Below are 16,743 nucleotides of genomic sequence, written 5' to 3'. Positions count from 1 at the left end.
GCGGCCGTCCCCAGCCTGAATTGCGGAGGGGGCTCTCAGCCCGAGACGGCCGGGAAGGCCCTGGACGGCCGGCGCCGGCGGGCGGAGGCCGGCGGGTTCTGCAGCGGGAGCGCGGTGTCCAGCAGCGCGAGCAGCGGCCGGGCCTTGACCACCGTCTCGTCGAACTCGCCCTCGGCGTCGGACAGCGCGATGATCGCCCCGCCGACCCCGTAGCGCAGCCGCCCGCCGCTGAGCACGGCGGTGCGGATCACGATGCTCAGGTCGGCGGCGCCGCTGAGCGAGAAGTAGCCGATCGCGCCCGAGTAGATGCCGCGCGGCCCGTTCTCCAGCCGGTCGATGATCTGCATCGTGCGCAGCTTGGGCGTGCCCGTCATCGAGCCGCCGGGGAACGCCGACCGGACGCCGTCGACGGCGCTGCACTCGGGGCGCAGCCGGGCCCGCACGGTGCTGACGAGCTGGTGCACGGTGGCGTACGTCTCGACGTTGAACAGCGGGTCGGCGACGACGGAGCCGGTCCGGGCGCAGCGTCCGAGGTCGTGCCGCACGAGGTCGACGACCATGAGGTTCTCGGCCCGGTCCTTCTCGCTGGTGGCGAGGTCGGCGACGAGCAGGGCGTCCTCCTCGCGGGTGGCGCCGCGCGGCCGGGTGCCCTTGATGGGCTTGGACTCCATGAGGCCGTCCGGGCCGATCCGCAGGAAGCGCTCGGGGGAGGAGCTGAGCACGGCGAGGTCGCCGAAGGAGAGGAAGGCGGCGAACGGGGCCGGGCTGATCCGCCGCAGGGCGCGGTAGGCCTGCCAGGGGTCGAGGTCGGTGGGGGCGTCGATCATGTTGGTGAGGCAGACCTCGTAGGTCTCGCCGGCCGCGATCTCGTCCTGGCACGCGTCGATGAGCTTGAGGTAGGCGTCGCGGGGGTGGCGCAGCCGCAGCCGGGAGTCCTCGCCGGGCGGGGTGTGCGCGGGCGGGTCGGTGTGCGGGGCGGGCCCGGTGAGCAGGGCGGCGGTCTCGTCCAGCCAGGCGAGGGCGGCGTCGTCCCGGCCGTCCTCGGCGAGGGCGAGCAGGTGGGCGGCGCCGGTGTGGTGGTCGACGACGACGGCGCGGTCGGTGAAGACCATGACGGCGTCCGGGTCGGGCGAGCGGTGGGCGCGGTCGCCGCCGCACTCGGCCTTGAGCTCGTAGCCGAGGCAGCCGACCCAGCCGAGCGCGAAGTCGAACGGCAGCTCGGGCACGTCGACGTCCAGCGTGCGCAGGTCCTCGTCGAGCCAGGCCAGGAACTCGCCCTCGATCACCTGTACGGTGTCGCCGGCGGTGACCGTGACGGTGCCGCGCTGGACCTCGGCGGTGGCGACGCGGGCGAGCGGCCCGGCGGCGTTGCCCATCGCGGAGACGTGCCCGAGGCGGCCGCCGGGCAGGCTGCTGTCGAGCCAGAACGGGTGGCTGCCGCCGCGGAACACGCGGTCGAAGACGGTCTCGGCGTCCCAGCCGGTCCCGACCTGCCGGGTCAGGACCGCGAGCCGGCGCGCGGGCGGCCGGGGCGCGGCGCTCACGGTGGCGGAGGCTTGCGGCACGGAGGATTGCGGCGCGGAGGATCGCGGTGCGGTGGCGGTGCGGCGGCGGCGTCCGTGCTGCTCGGTGAGGTCGCGGAAGTTGGACAGCAGCCGCTTGCCCGCCTCGGTGCCGATCGACTCGGGGTGGAACTGCACGCCCCACATGGGGAGTTCGCGGTGGCGCAGCGCCATCACCACGCCGTCGTCGGTGGCCCACGCGATCGGTTCGAGGGCGGGGGCCAGGGAGGTGACCGCGAGCGAGTGGTAGCGGACGACCTCCAGCGGGTTCGGCAGGTGGTGGAAGAGCCCGGTGCCGGTGTGCCGCACGGCCGACGTACGGCCGTGCCGGGGCGTGGGCGCCCGGCCCACGGTGGCGCCGTGCGCGAGGGCGAGGCCCTGGTGGCCGAGGCAGACGCCGAGGACGGGCAGCCGGCCCTCGCGGGCTATGCCCGCGCAGTGGCCGAAGTCCGCGGGGTTGTGCGGGGTGCCGGGCCCCGGGGAGAGCACGACGTTGTCGAACGCGTCGAGCAGTTCGGGCCGGAACGCCGGGTCGTCGTTGCTGATGACCTCAGGATCGCGGCCGTTGGCCTCGGCGAGGTAGTGGAAGAGGTTGTAGGTGAAGGAGTCGTAGTTGTCGACCAGGAGTGTGCGCATCAGGGGTCCTTGTCCGGGCCGGCGGTCCGTCAGCGGAGCGCGGCGAGTTCGGCGGAGATCTCCCGGAGCACCGCCGCCTGCTGGTCGGCGAGGAAGAAGTGACCGCCGGGCAGGACCTGGAGGCGGAAGTCACCGGCGGTGTGGGCCTGCCAGGCGCGGGCCTCGGCGATGGTGGTGCGCGGGTCGGCGTCGCCGGTGAGGGCGACGACCGGGCAGCCGAGCACGCGGTCGGTCCCGCACGTGTAGCGCTCGATGGCGCGGTAGTCGGCGCGGATCGCCGGCATCGCCATCCGCAGGATCTCCTCGTCCCCGAGCAGTTGGGCGTTGGTGCCGTTGAGCAGTTTGAGCTCGGCGATGACGCCGTCGTCGTCCCGCCGGTGCACCGTCTCGGTGCGGGTGGTGGACGGCGCGCGGCGGCCGGAGGCGATGACCGCCCCGGGCGCGTGGGTGCCCTTGTGCTCCAGCCGCCACGCGGTCTCGAACGCGAGGACGGCGCCCATGCTGTGGCCGAAGTACACGGTGGGCCGGTCGTCCAGGGTGAGCAGTTCCTCGGTGATCCGGTCGGCGAGGGTTGCGATGTCCTCGACGCAGGGCTCCAGGCGGCGGTCCTGCCGGCCGGGGTACTGCAGGGCGATCACCTCGGCCTCGGCGGACAGGGCCGCGGAGACGGGGTGGAAGAAGCTCGCGGAGCCGCCGGCGTGCGGGAAGCACACCAGGCGCACGGCGCGGCCCTCGCCCGGGTGGAAGCGGCGCAGCCACAGCGTGCTCGCGGTGCCGGGACTGGTCATGGGGGTCGGTCCTCTCTTTTCGGGCCCTGGACGGGCCCGGCCTCGCGGGGATCAGCCCCGGTGGACGGTGATGGCGCCGGACGGGCAGAGCGTGGCGGCGGTGTCGACCGCGTCGCGGTCCTCGGGGGCCACGGCGGGGTCGTGGAGCTCGACCACGCCGTCGTCGTCCTGGTCGAACACGGCCGGGGCGTTGAGCACGCACTGGCCCGCGCCGACGCAGCGGTCGGTGTCGACGGTGATGCGCATGAACGTCTTCTCCTGAAACGGTCGGGCGGGACGGGTGCTACCAGCGGACGGGCAGTGCGTGCAGGCCGCACAGCACGCCGTCGTACTTGAGCGGCAGGTCCTCGACGGGCACCGCGAGGCGCAGGCCGGGGATGCGCTCGAAGAGCCGGCGGTAGGCGATCTCCATCTCGATCCGGACCAGGTTCTGGCCCAGGCACTGGTGGACGCCGTAGCCGAACGCGACGTGGTGGCGCTCGGTGCGGGCCGGGTCGAACGCGTGCGGGCAGGAGAAGGCCTTCTCGTCGTGGTTGGCGGCGGCCACCAGCGGCACGATGCCCTCGCCGGCCCGCACCAGCTGCCCGGAGATCTCGACGTCCTCGACCGCGACCCGCAGCGAGACCAGGTCGGCCACCGAGTGGAAGCGCAGCGTCTCCTCCACCACCCGGTCGTCGCCGATCCACTCGGGATGCTGGAGGAGCGTCACCACGCCGAGCGCGATGTTGTTGGCCGTCGTCTCGTGCCCGGCGATGAGCAGGAGCATCAGCACGCCGGACATCTCGTGGGGCTCGATCGCGCCGGTGGCCAGCAGCCGGCTGATCAGGTCGTCGCCGGGCCACTTCTGCTTGATCGCCACCAACCGGTTGATGTAGCGCAGCAGTTCGCGCGAGGCGGTGTCGCGCTGCTGGTCGGTGGAGGCCTGGATCGCGACCAGGGTGCGGGTGCGGGACTCGAAGAAGTCCCGGTCCACCGGCGGCACGCCGAGCAGCGAGGAGATGACGAGCGAGGGGACGGGCAGCGCGAAGTCGGCCACCAGGTCGGCCTCGTCGCCGGCCGCGAGCATCGCGTCGATGCACCGGTCGACGGTCTGCTCGACCGCCGGCCGCAGCTCCCGGACCCGCCGGACGGTGAACTCCGGGATGAGCGCCTTGCGGAAGCGGTCGTGCTCGGGCGAGTCGAGGCCGACGAACCAGCCGGGGATCTGCTCCTGGCGGGGCACGCCCATCGTCTCGCTGACGTTGGGGAAGCCGGGGTGGTCCGGGTTGGAGCTGATCTTCTTGTTGGTGAGGACGGAGCGCACGTCCTCGTGCCGGGTGACCAGCCAGACCTTGCGGCCGTTCGGCAGGTAGGAGACCACCAGGCCCTGCCGGTCCCGGTAGTCCTGGTAGCGCGGCGGGGGGAAGGACTCGCCGGGCACGCGCAGCGGGAAGTCGACCACCGGCGGTTCGGCGCCCGTCGTGCCGCCGGACGTCACGTCGTCGGTGGGCACGGTGTCGGGAGGCACGGTGCCGGGTGTCGCAGTGTCGGGCGTCATGGGTTCGGGTCTCCTCCGGCGGGCCGGTTCAGGACGCGCCGTAGAACGCGCGGACCGCGCCGATCACGCGGTCCTGGTCGGCGGGGGTCAGGTCGGTGTAGGTGGGCAGGTAGAGGCCGTCGGCGGCGAAGCGGGCCGCGTTGAGGCCGGGCCAGGCCGGGTCGAGGTAGCCGGGCTGACGGCTCATCGGCTGGAAGAACAGCCGGGTCTCGATCCCCTCGGCGGCGAGGAAGTCGCGCAGCTCGGCGCGGCGTTCGGCCCGCACGTCGTACATCCACAGCACGTCGCGGGGCGGCATGAGGGTGATCCCGGGGACGTCCTTGAGGCCCTGGTCGTAGCGCTGCTCGATCTCGCGGCGGGTGGCGAGGATCGCGTCGAGGCGCTCGGTCTGGGCGAGGGCGACGGCGGCCTGCATGGCCGTCATGCGGAAGTTGTAGGCGAGCTTCTTGTGGACGAAGCTGTGGTCGGTGGTGAAGGCCATGGCGCGCAGGTGGTCCAGCTGGGCGGCCAGGCGGGGGTCGTCGGTGAGGCAGATGCCGCCCTCGCCGGCCGTGATGATCTTGTTGGCGAACAGCGAGAAGCACGCGATGTCGCCGGTGGGGCGGATGCCGTGGGCCTCGGCCGAGTCCTCGACGACGCGCAGGTTGTACTGGTGCGCGATGTCCATGACGGCCGCCATGTCGCAGCGCCGGCCGTAGATGTGCACCGGCATGATCGCCTTGGTGCGCGGGGTGATCTTCTCCTCGATCCGCGCGACGTCGATGTTCAGGTCGTCCGCACAGTCGACGAACACCGGGGTCGCGCCGGTGTAGGTGACGGCCCAGGCGGTGGCGATCATCGTGAACTCGGGGACGATCACCTCGTCGCCGGGGCCCACGCCGAGGGCGCGCAGCGCCAGGGTGAGCGCCGCGGTGCCGGAGGAACAGGCCACGCCGTGGGCGGAGCCGTTGTAGTCGGCGAAGGCCCGCTCGAAGCGCCGGACGTACGGGCCCTGGGAGGAGATCCAGCCGTCGCCGATCGTGCTCGTGACGTACTCCAGCTCGCGCCCGTCCAGACTGGGCCGGGACACGGGGATGGTGAAGGGCATGAAAGGGTCCTCGCTCGGTGCGTTGGTCGAAGGGGGTGTCGCCGGGGGGGAAGGGTCAGGCGAGGGCGGGCAGGGCGAGCAGCAGGTCGGCCGCGGTGGTGCGGCCGCCGGCGGCGCGCTGCAGGGCGCCGATGCGCTCGGCGCGCTCGCGGAAGGAGCCGTCGCCGAGGACGCGGGTGAGCTTGTCGACGACGTCGGCCGGGTCGATGTCCTGCGGCCGGTCCAGGGTCAGGCTGATCCCGAAGTCCCGGCCGCGCACGGCCTGGTCGTAGCAGTCCACCCACAGCGGGCGCACCACCAGCGGCTTGCCGAAGTACACGCCCTCGTGGAAGCCGTTGCCGCCGCCGTGGGTGAAGAACACCCCGACCTTGGGGTGGGCCAGCACGTCCAGCTGCGACGGCAGCCAGCTCTCGATCCGCAGGTTGTCCGGGAGTTGCTCCTTCGGCGGCAGCAGGTGCTGCTGCTCGGCGGGCAGCCGCCACAGCACCTGGTGGCGCCCGTCCAGGCGGCGCGCCACCTCGACGAGCGCGGCCACCTGGGGCCGGGTCAGCCGGGTGATGGTGCCGAAGCCCATGTAGACCACCGAGGACTGCGCGTCGAGCCAGTCCATGACTCCGGTGTCGTCCGCGGCCCGCGTGGACTCCGGCAGCGGCGGCACCATCGCCCCGACCAGCTTGACCTTCCCCGGCATCTCGAACGGGTAGTCGAGCTCCCGCACGGAATTGCACAGCACCATTTCGGCCCGGTCGATCCGGGTCATCGGGCTGGGCTTGGGAAGCCCGAGTTCCTTGCGCAGCCGGGCGTCCTCGGAAAGCACCTTCCCCATGGCCGGGTTGAAGAAGAGCGCGAGCGTGCGCAGCTTGAACAGCCGGTTGGCCAGGCGCTGGCCGAAACCCATCGGGTACGGCAGGCCGGAATGCGGGACGGGGAAATCCTTGGGCGTGTACGAGCTGCCGAATGGGCTGTGCGAGGTGAGTACATTGCTCGGCAGGAACGGTACGCTGAGCACGAACGGAATGCCCCGGGTCAGGGCGAGGTCGACGGCGAAGGAGCTGACGCAGTCGATGACCATCAGGGCCGGATTGCACTTGTCCACCACGGCCGCGAGCCGGCGGTATTTCTCGGCCTGCAGATCGGGCCGGTAGGACTGGTGGATGACGGCCCGGTGGGCGCGGAAGCGGTCCGGCTGGGTCACCTCGCGGTAGACCTCGTCGCTCCAGCTGACGGCCGACAGCTCGGAGAACACCTCGCCGAGCGAGGCGAACTCCACCGCCGACCCGTCGGCGAGGGCCAGCACGTCGGCGCGCCGGGGCTCGTCGGTGGCGAACCAGAGGTCCGGCACGCCCCGGCGGGCCAGCTCACCGGCCAGCACCAGCAGCGGGTTGAGCAGTCCGCTCTCCGGCAGGCTGACGAACAGGATCGGACGCTGCGGGGCGGTCATCGGACTCCCTCGGGGCGGGACGGCTGGGGTGTACCCCACCTTGGTCTCACGCCCCGCGCCGGGAATTCCTTAGTCCTGGACGAGGCCGGCCCGGGGCCGGGGCCGATCGTCCTGGTGTGCGCGGGTTTGGACCGCGGCCCGGCGGTAAAGACAAACCAACGGGAGGTTCAACATTCCTTGGGGGATCCGGCCGCGCGCCGCGACGGGGAGGGCGGCCACCGGCCCGGACGGCGCGACGGCCTCGCGGCGGGGTCGCGACGGCCGGAAATCGTTCGGGCACCCGTGCTGTTCTTGACGGGTCCCATACATATTTGATCGTATGACCCGGGGTACTGTTGCACCTGTCAACCGCAATTGTCCTGCGGTCCGGGCGTGGTGTCGGAATAGCGGAATCGTCCGCGCTTGGGGGGTGAAGGTTCCGTGCTGCCTACGGCAGGAATTCCCGACCAGGGGAACATTCTCGGTCGCGCAGGTGAACTGGCGACGCTTTCCGGACACGCAGGGGCCGGCCGCCGTGGGAACGCCGGCTGCGTCGTCCTCACCGGCCCGGCCGGAATCGGGAAAACCCGGCTGCTCGCGGAGCTGCGGGCGGAATCCACCCGGCACGGCGCGCTCGTCCTGCACGGCGAACGGCCGGACGGCACGGGCTACTCGGGCCTGCGGGCCCTCTTCGCCGAGAGCGGCGTGACACCGGACGCGACCTCACCGGACGCGACCTCAGGTGACGAGGCATCGGGCGGCGCGGCACTGGCCGCACACCTGCCCCGGCCGCGGCACACGCGCTCCTTCGACCCCGCGGAGGCCTGCCCCGTCTTCCACGCCCTCTACCGCGCCGCGGCCCGCCTCATGACGGACCGTCCGCTCGTCCTCGCCCTCGACGACGCCGAGGCCTGCGACGAACACACCCTGCGCTGGCTGGACTTCCTGCTCCGGCGCTCGGCAGGACTCCCGCTGCTCGTCGCCCTCTCCCGCCGCGACGGCGCCCGCCCGGCCGCCCCCGCGGCCTGGCTCGACCTCACCGCTGACCCGTTCGTCAGCCCACTGCCGCTCGCCCCGCTCGACCGCGCCGCCGTCGCCGGGCTCGTCGGCCGGTGGTCGCCCGCCCCGGTCGAACCCGCCTTCGTCGACCGCCTCGCCGAGGTGTGCGGCGGCAACCCGCGCACCACGCTCCACGTCCTCGACGAACTGGGCGCCCTCGGCCACGGACCGGACGGCGCCGGCGCCGACCGCGTCGCCGAACTCGGCGCCCGCACCCTCGCCCGCGCCGTGCGCGCCGCACTCGACGCCGCACCCGCGACCGTCCGCGCCGCCGCGGCCGCCGTCGCGGTGCTCGGCACCGCCCGCACCGACCTCGTCGCCGCCCTCGCCGGCGTCCCGGGCCCCCGCGCCGACGAGACCGTCGCGATGCTCGGGGAATGCGGCGCGCTCACCGCCGGCGGCGACGTCCATCCGGCCGCGCGCACCGCGCTCCTCGCCCCCGGCGACGGCCGCCGGACCGCCGAACTGCACGCCAGGGCCGCCCTGTTGCTCAGCGACGCGGGCCGCCCGGCCGAACAGGTCGCCCGGCACCTGATGGAGGTCCCCGGCATCCCGCAGCCGTGGATGGCCGCCGTCCTGTGCGACGCCGCCACCGCCGCCGAGCAGCGCGGCGCCTTCGCCCTCGCCGCCGGCTACCTGCACCGCGCCCTGGACACCACCCCCGAGGACGACCGGCTGCGCCTGCGCCTGGCCGTCGCCCTCGCCCAGACCGACCCGCTCGCCGCCGTCCCGATGTTCCGCGCCGCCCTCGCCCTCGCCGCCGACCCCGCCGACCGGGCCCGGATCGCCGTCGAGTGCGCCATGGCCTGCCTCGCCGTGCCGCTCGCGCCGACCCACCGCGCCGAACTCGCCGAGGCCCTCGAACGGGCCCTCGACGGACCGGACGGCGACTGGGGCCCCCGCCTGCGCTGGCAGGTCCGCACCGCCCTGCTCGTCACCGGCCGCGGCCGGGCATCGGCCGTCGCCACCGTCCCCGTGCCCCGCGCCACCGCGTTCACCGTGGCCCGCGACGACACCGCCAACGTCCAGGAGCAGGCCCTCGCCGCCCTGCGCGCCGCCCTCGCCGGGCACTCGCGCGAACTCGCCGTCGCGGCCGCCCGCCGGGCCGTCGCCGCCGCCGGCCCGTCCTGCCCCGGCTGGCCGCTGATCACCGCCGCGGCCGCCCTCGCCCTCGCCGACGAGACGGACGCCGCGACCGCCGCCCTCGACCGCGCCGTGCGCGGCGCCGGCCCGTGGTCCCGCACCCTCGCCCGCACCGGCCGCGCCCTCGTCCTGCACCGCGCCGGCGCCGTCGCCGAAGCCGAGGCGACCGTCCGCGCCGCCATCGAGGACTTCGGCGCGGCCGGCTCCGACGCCTGTCTGACGGCCCCCCGGGCCGTCCTCGCCGCCGTCCTCGTCGACCGCGGCGAAGCCCACCGCGCGGAAGCGCTCCTCGCCGACGCCGACCGCTCCGAAGCCGGCGGCACCGGCCTGGAGGAACAGCTCTTCCTGCTCGCCCGCGGCCGCGCCCGCTGGGCCCACGGCGACGCCGACGCGGCCCTCCACCTGCTGCGCGCCTGCGGCCGCGTCCAGTACGACGCGGGCGTCGCGAACCCCGTCTTCGCCCCCTGGTGGGCGGACTCCTGCCTGGTCCTCGCCGCCGTCCGGCGCCCGACCGAGGGCCGGGTCCTCGCCGAGTACGGCGCCGACCTGGCCGCCCGCTGGGGCACCGCCCGCGCCCTCGGCCTCGCCGCCCTCGCCTCCGGCGCCGTGACCCCCGGCCGGGCCGGCCTCGACCGCCTCGCCGAGGCCGTCCACCTGCTCGCCGCCTCACCGGCCCGGGCCGAACACGCCCGCGCCGAGTTCGGCCTCGGCCGCGCCCTCCTCCTCGCCGGCGACCCGGCCGGCGCCCGCGAACACCTGCGGACCGCCACCGCCCTCGCCGGCGGCTGCGGCGCCCTCGCCCTCGCCAGGGCCGCCCGCCGCCTGCTGATCACCGCCGGCGGCCGGATGCCCGAGGTCGCCACCTCCGCCGCCGACCTGCTCACCGGCGCCGAACTCAGGGTCGCCGGCCTCGCCGTCGACGGCGCGAGCAACCGGCAGATCGCGCGCACCCTCTTCGTCACCGTGCGCACCGTCGAGTCCCACCTGACCAGCGTCTACCGCAAACTCGGCGTCACCCGCCGGGACGGCCTCGCACCCGCCCTCGACGGTGCCCGCCGCGGCGCCGTCCGGGCCGCCGAGGAACCGCCACCGGCCGGCGGGCCGACCGGCTGACGACCACCACCACCTCCACCTCGCGCCGATCCGGCGCACCTCACACGGCAAGGGAGCCCGAGACCCGGGTGAACTGGATGAACGACGTTCCTGTGAGCCCGTGGGGCGAGACTCGCGACCCCACGGAGACCCCGTCGACGGCCCGGCCGACCAGGCCCGAGGCCCCGGACGGTCCCGGGCTGCCGCCCACCCACGGCGCGCCCCCGATCGAGACCGATGCCACTGAAGGCATGCACGTCGACGAGGGGACGGCGAGAACCGGGGCCGCGGTTCCGGCGCCGGGAGGGCAGCGCTCGCTCGACCCGGCGCACCCCGGTGCCCGATCGGCGCCCATGGTTCCGTCGGACGCGAGTCCGCCTCGGGCGCGGCAGCGCGAGCGTGCCGCCCTCGCCTCCGTCCTCGACGCTGCCTTTGCCCCGGCCACTGCCGCCGCCCCGGCCACTGCCGGCGCCCGCCCGCTCGTCGTGGCCGTCACCGGTGCGCTCGGCCACGGACAGAACGCGCTGGTCCGGTGGGGCGCCACCCGAGCCGAGCGGGCCGGGCTGCGGGTCCTGCGGGCCCGCGCCGCCCACGCCGAGTCGGGGAGGGCCCTCGGGGCCGTCGCCCAGTGGCTCGGCTCCCTCGACGGGCCGCTCGACCTCCGCCTCGACGGCCCCCTCTCCGGCCTCGCCGAGTTACTGCGCGCCGCCAGGAGCCGGCCGACCGTCCTCGCACTGGAAGACGCCCAGTGGCTCGACGCGCGGTCCCTGCACTGGCTGGGTGCGCTCTCCCGGCGCTGGGCCGGCGTCCCGCTCGTGCTGCTGTGCGGCGGCAGCCGCCTCGGAACGCCCGACCCCGACTGGTACGACCTGCTGGCCGGGACCTCCGGCGCGGCCGCCGTCCACCGGATCGCCCTCGGGCCCCTGGACGGCACCGACGTCGCGGGCGCCGTGCTGCGGGCCTGCGGCGGCCCGGGGGAGGAGGGGTTCGCGACGGCGGCGGGCCGGATCTCCGCCGGACACCCCGAGGTCCTCGACGACATCCTGCGGCGGTTCGCCGGCGACGGCCACCACCCCGTCCTCGCCCGCGTGCCCGAACTCGCCGCCCTCGGCGGGACCGTGACCGGCGACCACCTGATGCGCGCCCTGCGCGGGCACAGCGACGAGGTGGTGGCCGTGGTGCGGGCGCTGGCCGTCTGCGGCGACCTGCTCGACTTCCCGCTCACCTGCCTCCTCGCGGGCCTCGACACCCTGAACGAGGCCCGGCTGCGCACCGTCCTCGCCGAACTGCCCGGCGTCATCGCCGGGCCCGGCGTCGAACCGCTGCTCGTCCCGGCGCTGCGCTCCCGCGTCCTGGCCGCCGCCACCGCGGCCGAGCGCGCCGACCTGCACACCCGGGCCGCGGAACTGGCCCACCGGGCCGCCGCCGACGACCTCGCGGTGGCCGCCCTGCTGCTCGGCGCGGCCCCCGCCGGCCGCCCCTGGGCCGTCCGGGCCCTGCAGACCGCCGCCGAGGCCGCCGCCCAGCGGCAGAACCAGCGGCACGCCGCCGCCCTGCTCGGCCGCGCCCTCGCCGAACGCCCCGCACCCGCCGAACACGCCCGCCTCACCCTCGAACTCGCCGCCACCCACCTGATCGCCGAACCCGAAGCCGGCGACCACACCCTCGACGCGATCCTCCGCCGCCCCGCCACCGCCGGCCCCGCCGCGGGTTCGTACCTCGCTGCCGCCGAGGCCGCCGCGGGTTCGGACGCGGCTGCCGGCGAGGCCGGCCCGCGTTCGGAGTTCGCCGCTCTGCCGTCGCGCGCTGCGTACCCGGGCTCGCCCGCCTGCCCTGGTTCTGCCGCGGGTTCGTACGCGGCTGCCGTCGAGGTGGGCCCGTATTCGGCGCTCACCGCCCCGACCACCTCCGCCTCCGCCCTGCGCGTCCGCGCCGCCGACCTCGGTCTCACCGGGGGTGCGGTCACCGTCGTGCGGCGGGCCGTCGCCGAGACGCTGCCGCGGCCGGAGGAGCCGTACCACGACGAGCTGCTCGCGCTCTTCTGGTGCGCCGACCCGGCCGATGACGGCGAGTCCGCCCTGCCGCTGCCCGAGTTGCCGCAGCTGCCGCCGTGTCCGACGGTCCCCGCGCAGGCGGCGGTCCGGGCCTGGCAGCTCGCCGTCGGCGGCCGTCGGCTCGACCTGGCCGGTGCGCTGGCCCGGACGGCCCTCGCCGCGGCCGGCTCCCCGGGGGACGACGCCTTCGACGGTCCGCTCGTCCAGCCGTGGCTCGCCGCCTGCCGGACGCTGTGCCTCGCCGATGCCAACGACGAGGCGCAGGCGGGCCTGGACCGTCTGCTGCGCGGCCTGTCCGGGAACCGGCTGCGGCTGGCCGCCCCGCACGTGCTCGCGCTGCGCGCCGAACTCAACCTGCGGCGTGGCCGGTTGGAGCCCGCGGACCGTGACGTCGCCGAGGGCGAGCGGGCGCTGCGCCTGCTCGGCCGGCCCGACGCCGTGGCGCCGTACCTGCGTGCCGTCGGGATCCTCGTCGACCTCGAGAGCGGTCGTTGCGAGCGTGCCCGCGAACGGGCCGTGGCCCCGCTGCCCGCGGGCGCCGAGGCGGGCGAGCACTGGGCGCACCTGCTGTTCGCACGGGCCACCGTCGCGCTCGGTTCGGGCCGCCCGGCGGAGGCCGCCGAGCTCCTGCGGGAGTGCGGCCGGCGTCTGCTCAGCCGGCACCGGCTCAACCCGGCGCTGCTCCCGTGGCGTTCGGTCGCGGCGCTGGCCCACCACGCCCTGGGCGATCCGGACGAGGCCGTCCGCCTGAGCGAGCAGGAGCTGCGGCTCGCCCGCCGCTGGGGCGCGCCGATCGCGATCGGCTGGGCCGAGCTCAGCGCCCAGCGGGTGGCGGACCGGCCCGGCCGGCTCGCCGGGATCCGCTCGGCCGCCACGGACGCGCTGCGCAGCGGCCCGGCCGGCCCCGGCTACGTGCGGGCGCTCGCCGAACTCGCCGCCGTCGAGCTCGCCGAGGGCGGCGACCGGCACGCCGCCGAGCGCTCCCTCGCCGAGCTGTGCGTGCTGACGGCCCGGCACCCGGCCGGCCCGATGGCCGCTCGCGCCCGCGACCTGGCCGGGACCCTGGACCACCGCGTCGTCCACCCCGCGGACCCGCGCTGGGAGAGCCTCACGCCCACCGAGCGGCACACCGCCGAACTGGCGGGCCGGGGCCGCAGCAACCGGGACATCGCCGCGCTGCTGGCCGTCTCCAGCCGCGCCGTCGAACTCCGGCTCAAACGGGCCTACCTCAAGCTCGGCATCCACGGCCGCCCCGAACTGCGGGCGCTGGTCCGTGCCATGGAAGGACACTGAACGATGCTCCACGACCGGGACACCGAACTCGCCGCAGTACGCCGGGCCCTGTGCAACGCCGACGGGGGCCGCTCGTCGCACCTGCTGCTCACCGGTCCGTTCGGCATCGGACGCTCGGCCTTACTGCGCGCCCTGCCCGGTCTGGCCGACGGTCTGCGCGTGCGGGTCCTGCGGGCCGACGCCGCCCCGATGGAGCAGGGCTTCGCGTTCGGTGTCGTGCGCCAGTTGTTCGACAGCCTCCTCACCGTCCTGCCCGCCGACGCCCGGGAGCGGTGGCTCGCGCGCGCCGGAGCGGCGCGTGCCGTCCTCGGCGACTTCGTCCCGGACGCCCTGGACACCCTGGACACCCCGGATGCGACGGACACCCCGGACGCGACGGACACCGCGACGGATCCCGCCGGTGCCGAGCCGACCGGTGCCGTCCTCGCCGACCTGCGCCGCCTGCTCGCCGAACTGAGCGCCGACGCACCCCTGTTGCTGCTCGTCGACGACCTCCAGTGGGCCGACGGCCCGTCGCTGCGCTGGCTCGCCCACCTCACCACCCGCCTCGACGGCCTGCGCGTCGTCGTGGTGTGCACGCTGCGCGACGGCGACCAGGGCTCGTGGCACCCGCTGGTCCGCGAGGTCGCCGACACCGCCCGCGAGCTGCGACTGACGGCGCTGTCGCCCACCGCCACCCGGGCCCTGATCCGCGACCGCTTCACCGACCCGGGCCACCCGCAGACGGCCCGTCCGCAGACCGCCGATCCGGAGACCGCGGACCCCGGCAGAACGGAACCCGCCGGCATCGACACCGAGTTCGCCGACGCCTGCCACCGGTCCGCCGCCGGCAACCCGCTCTTCCTGGTCTCCCTGCTCGACGTCATCGCCGCCACCACGGCCCGCCCGACCGCCGCCCACGCCGAGACCGCCCGCACCCTGCGCCCCGGGCGCCTGCGCGACCGGATCGTGACGTGCCTGCGCACCCAGAGCGCGCCCGTGCGCGACCTCGCCGCCGCGATCGCCACCCTCGGCGAGCCCGGCGACACCGCGCCCGCCGGGCGCCTCGCCGGTCTGGACCCCGTCGGCTGCGCCGCCGCCCTGCACGCCCTGCACCACCTCGGCCTGCTGCCCGACCCGCACCGTGCCGCCTTCGTCCACCCCGTCGTCCGGGACGCCGTCGAGGCCTCGATGAGTGCCGGCGAGCGCCAGCGCCGCCACGAGGGCGCCGCCGCCGTGCTGTACGACGCGGGGCGCCCGGCCGAGGAGGTCGCGGCCCAGCTGATGGCCGTCGCGGCCTCCCGGCACCCGTGGTCGGGCGCCGTCCTGCGCGGCGCCGCCGACACCGCGCTGCGCCGCGGCGAACCCGCGCCGGCCGCCCGCTACCTGCGCCGCGCCCTGCTGGACGTCCCCGACGGCGATCCCGAGCGCGCCCGCCTGCTGGTCGAACTGGCCGTCGCCGAGCGGTCGTTCGACCGGGCGGCGTGCGAGCGGCACATCGCCCAGGCGATCCCGCTGCTCGCCACCGCCCGCGAGCGTGCCGCCGCCGCGCTCCAGCTGCCGGCCAACTTCCTGCGCGCCGCGAGCCCGACCTCCGCCGCCCTGCTGCGCCGGGTCGCGTGCGAACTCGGCGACCCGGACACCCTCGACGGCGCCGCCCGCGAGGCCGCGCTGCGCCTGGAGGCCCGGCTGCGCCACGCGGACTGCCGCGACCCCGCCCGGCTCGCCGACTCCATCGGCCGGCTCGGCGTCATGGAACCGGCGGTGTGCTCGCGCGGCGAGCGCGAGCTGCTGGCCGTCCTGCTGCACGCGGCCACGCTCGGCGCTGGCCGCCCGGCCGCCGAACTGGCCGGGCTGGCCGAGCGGATCCTCGAACGGGAGCCGGCCACCGTCCGCAGCCCGCACTCCGTCGTGCCGCTGCTGGTGACCACGCTGGTCGGCGCGGACGCCCCGGGTGCGCTGGAGTCCTGGCTCTCGGCGGGCGAACGGGGGCGGCACCCGGGCGGCCCGGCCGATGACTCCGCGCCGGGCCACGCCGAGCAGGCCCTCGTCCACCTGGCCCGCGGTCGGCTCGGTCTCGCGCGGGAGCAGGCCGAACGCGCCCGCCTGCGCGCCGAGGCCGGCGGGCCCGAGGGCGACGGCCTCGCCACGGCGGCCCTCGCCGCGGTCGCGCTCGCGGCCCGTGACCTGCCGCTCGGCGCCAAGGTCCTGGCCGACGCGGACCGGCGTTGGCCCACGGGCGCGGCCCCCGCGGCGATGCTCGGACTGCTGCGCGCCCGTCAGCAGGCGCACCGCGGCGACCCTTCCGCCGCCCTGGACACCGTCCTCGCCTGCGGCCGCGAACTGGAGTCTGCCGGCTGGCGCAACCCGGTGCTCTTCCCGTGGCGCCCGTGGGCGGTGGGCCTGGCCCGCCAGCTCGGCGACGCCTTCGCCGCCCGCGCGCTGATCACCGAGGAGCTGGCCCGCGCGGAGGCGTGGGGAGCCCCGGCGGCGCTGGGTCGCGCGCTGCGGCTCCAGGCCGCCCTGGCCGGCGGCGCGCGGGCCGTCGACCTGTTGCGGGAGTCGGTCGAGGTGCTGCGGCGCTCGGCCGACGAGCTCGAACGCGCCCGCGCGCTGCGCGATCTGGGCCGGCGGCTCGGCGGCGGGGCCGAGGCGGCGGCGGTGCGCAGGGAGGCCGCCCGGCTGGCCGCCGCGTGCGGCGCCGGCTGGTCCGAGGAGTGGGCCGGAACCGCGCCGGGCCGGGAGGCCGGGGTGCCGGTGGACGTCGTGCTGACGCCGTCCGAGCGCCGGGTCGCGGACCTCGTCGGGCACGGTCTGACGAACCAGGAGATCGCGGCCGAATTGCGGGTGAGCGCGCGGGCCGTGGAGAAACATTTGACGAATTCCTATCGCAAGCTCGGTATTTCCGGCCGCCGGGAACTTGTGACGGTTCTGTGCGAGGCCGAACCCGTTGTTCGTGTTTGATCCCGGCGACCGCGCCGGAAAACCCGTTCGACCTGCCGCCACGGAATCGAACTCATGCTCGCCGAACCGTGACCGAACCCTACCGAACCTGCCCTGACCTGCAAGGATGTGCACCGTACCGAACGACCG

At 75.8% G+C, this 16,743-nt stretch carries 9 protein-coding genes; 3 read left to right on the top strand and 6 right to left on the bottom strand.

Annotated elements, in window-relative coordinates; genetic code table 11:
- Positions 1-35 precede the first annotated feature (35 nt).
- Genes pabB through ACFXDE_RS06660 form a run of 6 tightly spaced genes read right to left on the bottom strand, consistent with a single transcriptional unit; the run spans position 36 to position 7,051 of the window.
- On the bottom strand, positions 36-2,198 hold the full coding sequence (gene pabB / locus ACFXDE_RS06685; RefSeq protein WP_380491513.1) for an aminodeoxychorismate synthase component I: 2,163 nt from the start codon (positions 2,196-2,198) through the stop codon (positions 36-38).
- Positions 2,199-2,227: 29 nt separating this feature from the next.
- On the bottom strand, positions 2,228-2,986 hold the full coding sequence (locus tag ACFXDE_RS06680; RefSeq protein ID WP_380491511.1) for a thioesterase II family protein: 759 nt from the start codon (positions 2,984-2,986) through the stop codon (positions 2,228-2,230).
- 51 nt (positions 2,987-3,037) lie between these two features.
- Positions 3,038-3,232: a ferredoxin gene (locus tag ACFXDE_RS06675; RefSeq protein WP_380446397.1), complete on the bottom strand. Its 195-nt coding sequence runs from the start codon at positions 3,230-3,232 to the stop codon at positions 3,038-3,040.
- Between the two features lie 37 nt (positions 3,233-3,269).
- Positions 3,270-4,523 (bottom strand): cytochrome P450, encoded by a 1,254-nt coding sequence (locus ACFXDE_RS06670; RefSeq protein WP_380491509.1) that lies wholly within the window; start codon positions 4,521-4,523, stop codon positions 3,270-3,272.
- 28 nt (positions 4,524-4,551) lie between these two features.
- A complete protein-coding gene (locus ACFXDE_RS06665) occupies positions 4,552-5,610 on the bottom strand; it encodes a DegT/DnrJ/EryC1/StrS family aminotransferase (RefSeq protein ID WP_380491507.1) in 1,059 nt (352 codons plus the stop codon).
- Positions 5,611-5,665: 55 nt separating this feature from the next.
- A complete protein-coding gene (locus ACFXDE_RS06660) occupies positions 5,666-7,051 on the bottom strand; it encodes a glycosyltransferase (protein ID WP_380446394.1) in 1,386 nt (461 codons plus the stop codon).
- Positions 7,052-7,471: 420 nt separating this feature from the next.
- Here ACFXDE_RS06660 and ACFXDE_RS06655 point away from each other — a divergent pair, with 420 nt between their 5' ends.
- The 3 genes from ACFXDE_RS06655 (at position 7,472) to ACFXDE_RS06645 (ending at position 16,614) form a co-directional block, all read left to right on the top strand.
- Positions 7,472-10,345: an AAA family ATPase gene (locus ACFXDE_RS06655; protein ID WP_380491504.1), complete on the top strand. Its 2,874-nt coding sequence runs from the start codon at positions 7,472-7,474 to the stop codon at positions 10,343-10,345.
- A 332-nt stretch (positions 10,346-10,677) separates the two neighbouring features.
- Positions 10,678-13,671 carry a LuxR C-terminal-related transcriptional regulator gene (locus ACFXDE_RS06650; protein WP_380491502.1) on the top strand — a complete coding sequence of 998 codons (2,994 nt, stop codon included), beginning with the start codon at positions 10,678-10,680 and terminating at the stop codon, positions 13,669-13,671.
- 3 nt (positions 13,672-13,674) lie between these two features.
- A complete protein-coding gene (locus ACFXDE_RS06645; RefSeq protein ID WP_380491500.1) occupies positions 13,675-16,614 on the top strand; it encodes an ATP-binding protein in 2,940 nt (979 codons plus the stop codon).
- The last annotated feature ends 129 nt before the right edge of the window (positions 16,615-16,743 follow it).

The sequence above is a fragment of the Kitasatospora sp. NPDC059408 genome (assembly GCF_042751525.1).
GTDB lineage: Bacteria > Actinomycetota > Actinomycetes > Streptomycetales > Streptomycetaceae > Kitasatospora.
This window is presented reverse-complemented; position numbering and strand designations above follow the sequence as displayed.

Bases quoted from the DNA above. Each gene is read 5' to 3' on its own strand.
- ACFXDE_RS06645 (WP_380491500.1), top strand. From the start codon at position 13,675: ATGCTCCACGACCGGGACACCGAACTCGCCGCAGTACGCCGGGCCCTG.
- ACFXDE_RS06680 (WP_380491511.1), bottom strand. From the start codon at position 2,986: ATGACCAGTCCCGGCACCGCGAGCACGCTGTGGCTGCGCCGCTTCCAC.
- ACFXDE_RS06670 (WP_380491509.1), bottom strand. From the start codon at position 4,523: ATGACGCCCGACACTGCGACACCCGGCACCGTGCCTCCCGACACCGTG.
- ACFXDE_RS06665 (WP_380491507.1), bottom strand. From the start codon at position 5,610: ATGCCCTTCACCATCCCCGTGTCCCGGCCCAGTCTGGACGGGCGCGAG.
- ACFXDE_RS06660 (WP_380446394.1), bottom strand. From the start codon at position 7,051: ATGACCGCCCCGCAGCGTCCGATCCTGTTCGTCAGCCTGCCGGAGAGC.
- ACFXDE_RS06650 (WP_380491502.1), top strand. From the start codon at position 10,678: ATGGTTCCGTCGGACGCGAGTCCGCCTCGGGCGCGGCAGCGCGAGCGT.
- ACFXDE_RS06675 (WP_380446397.1), bottom strand. From the start codon at position 3,232: ATGCGCATCACCGTCGACACCGACCGCTGCGTCGGCGCGGGCCAGTGC.
- pabB (WP_380491513.1), bottom strand. From the start codon at position 2,198: ATGCGCACACTCCTGGTCGACAACTACGACTCCTTCACCTACAACCTC.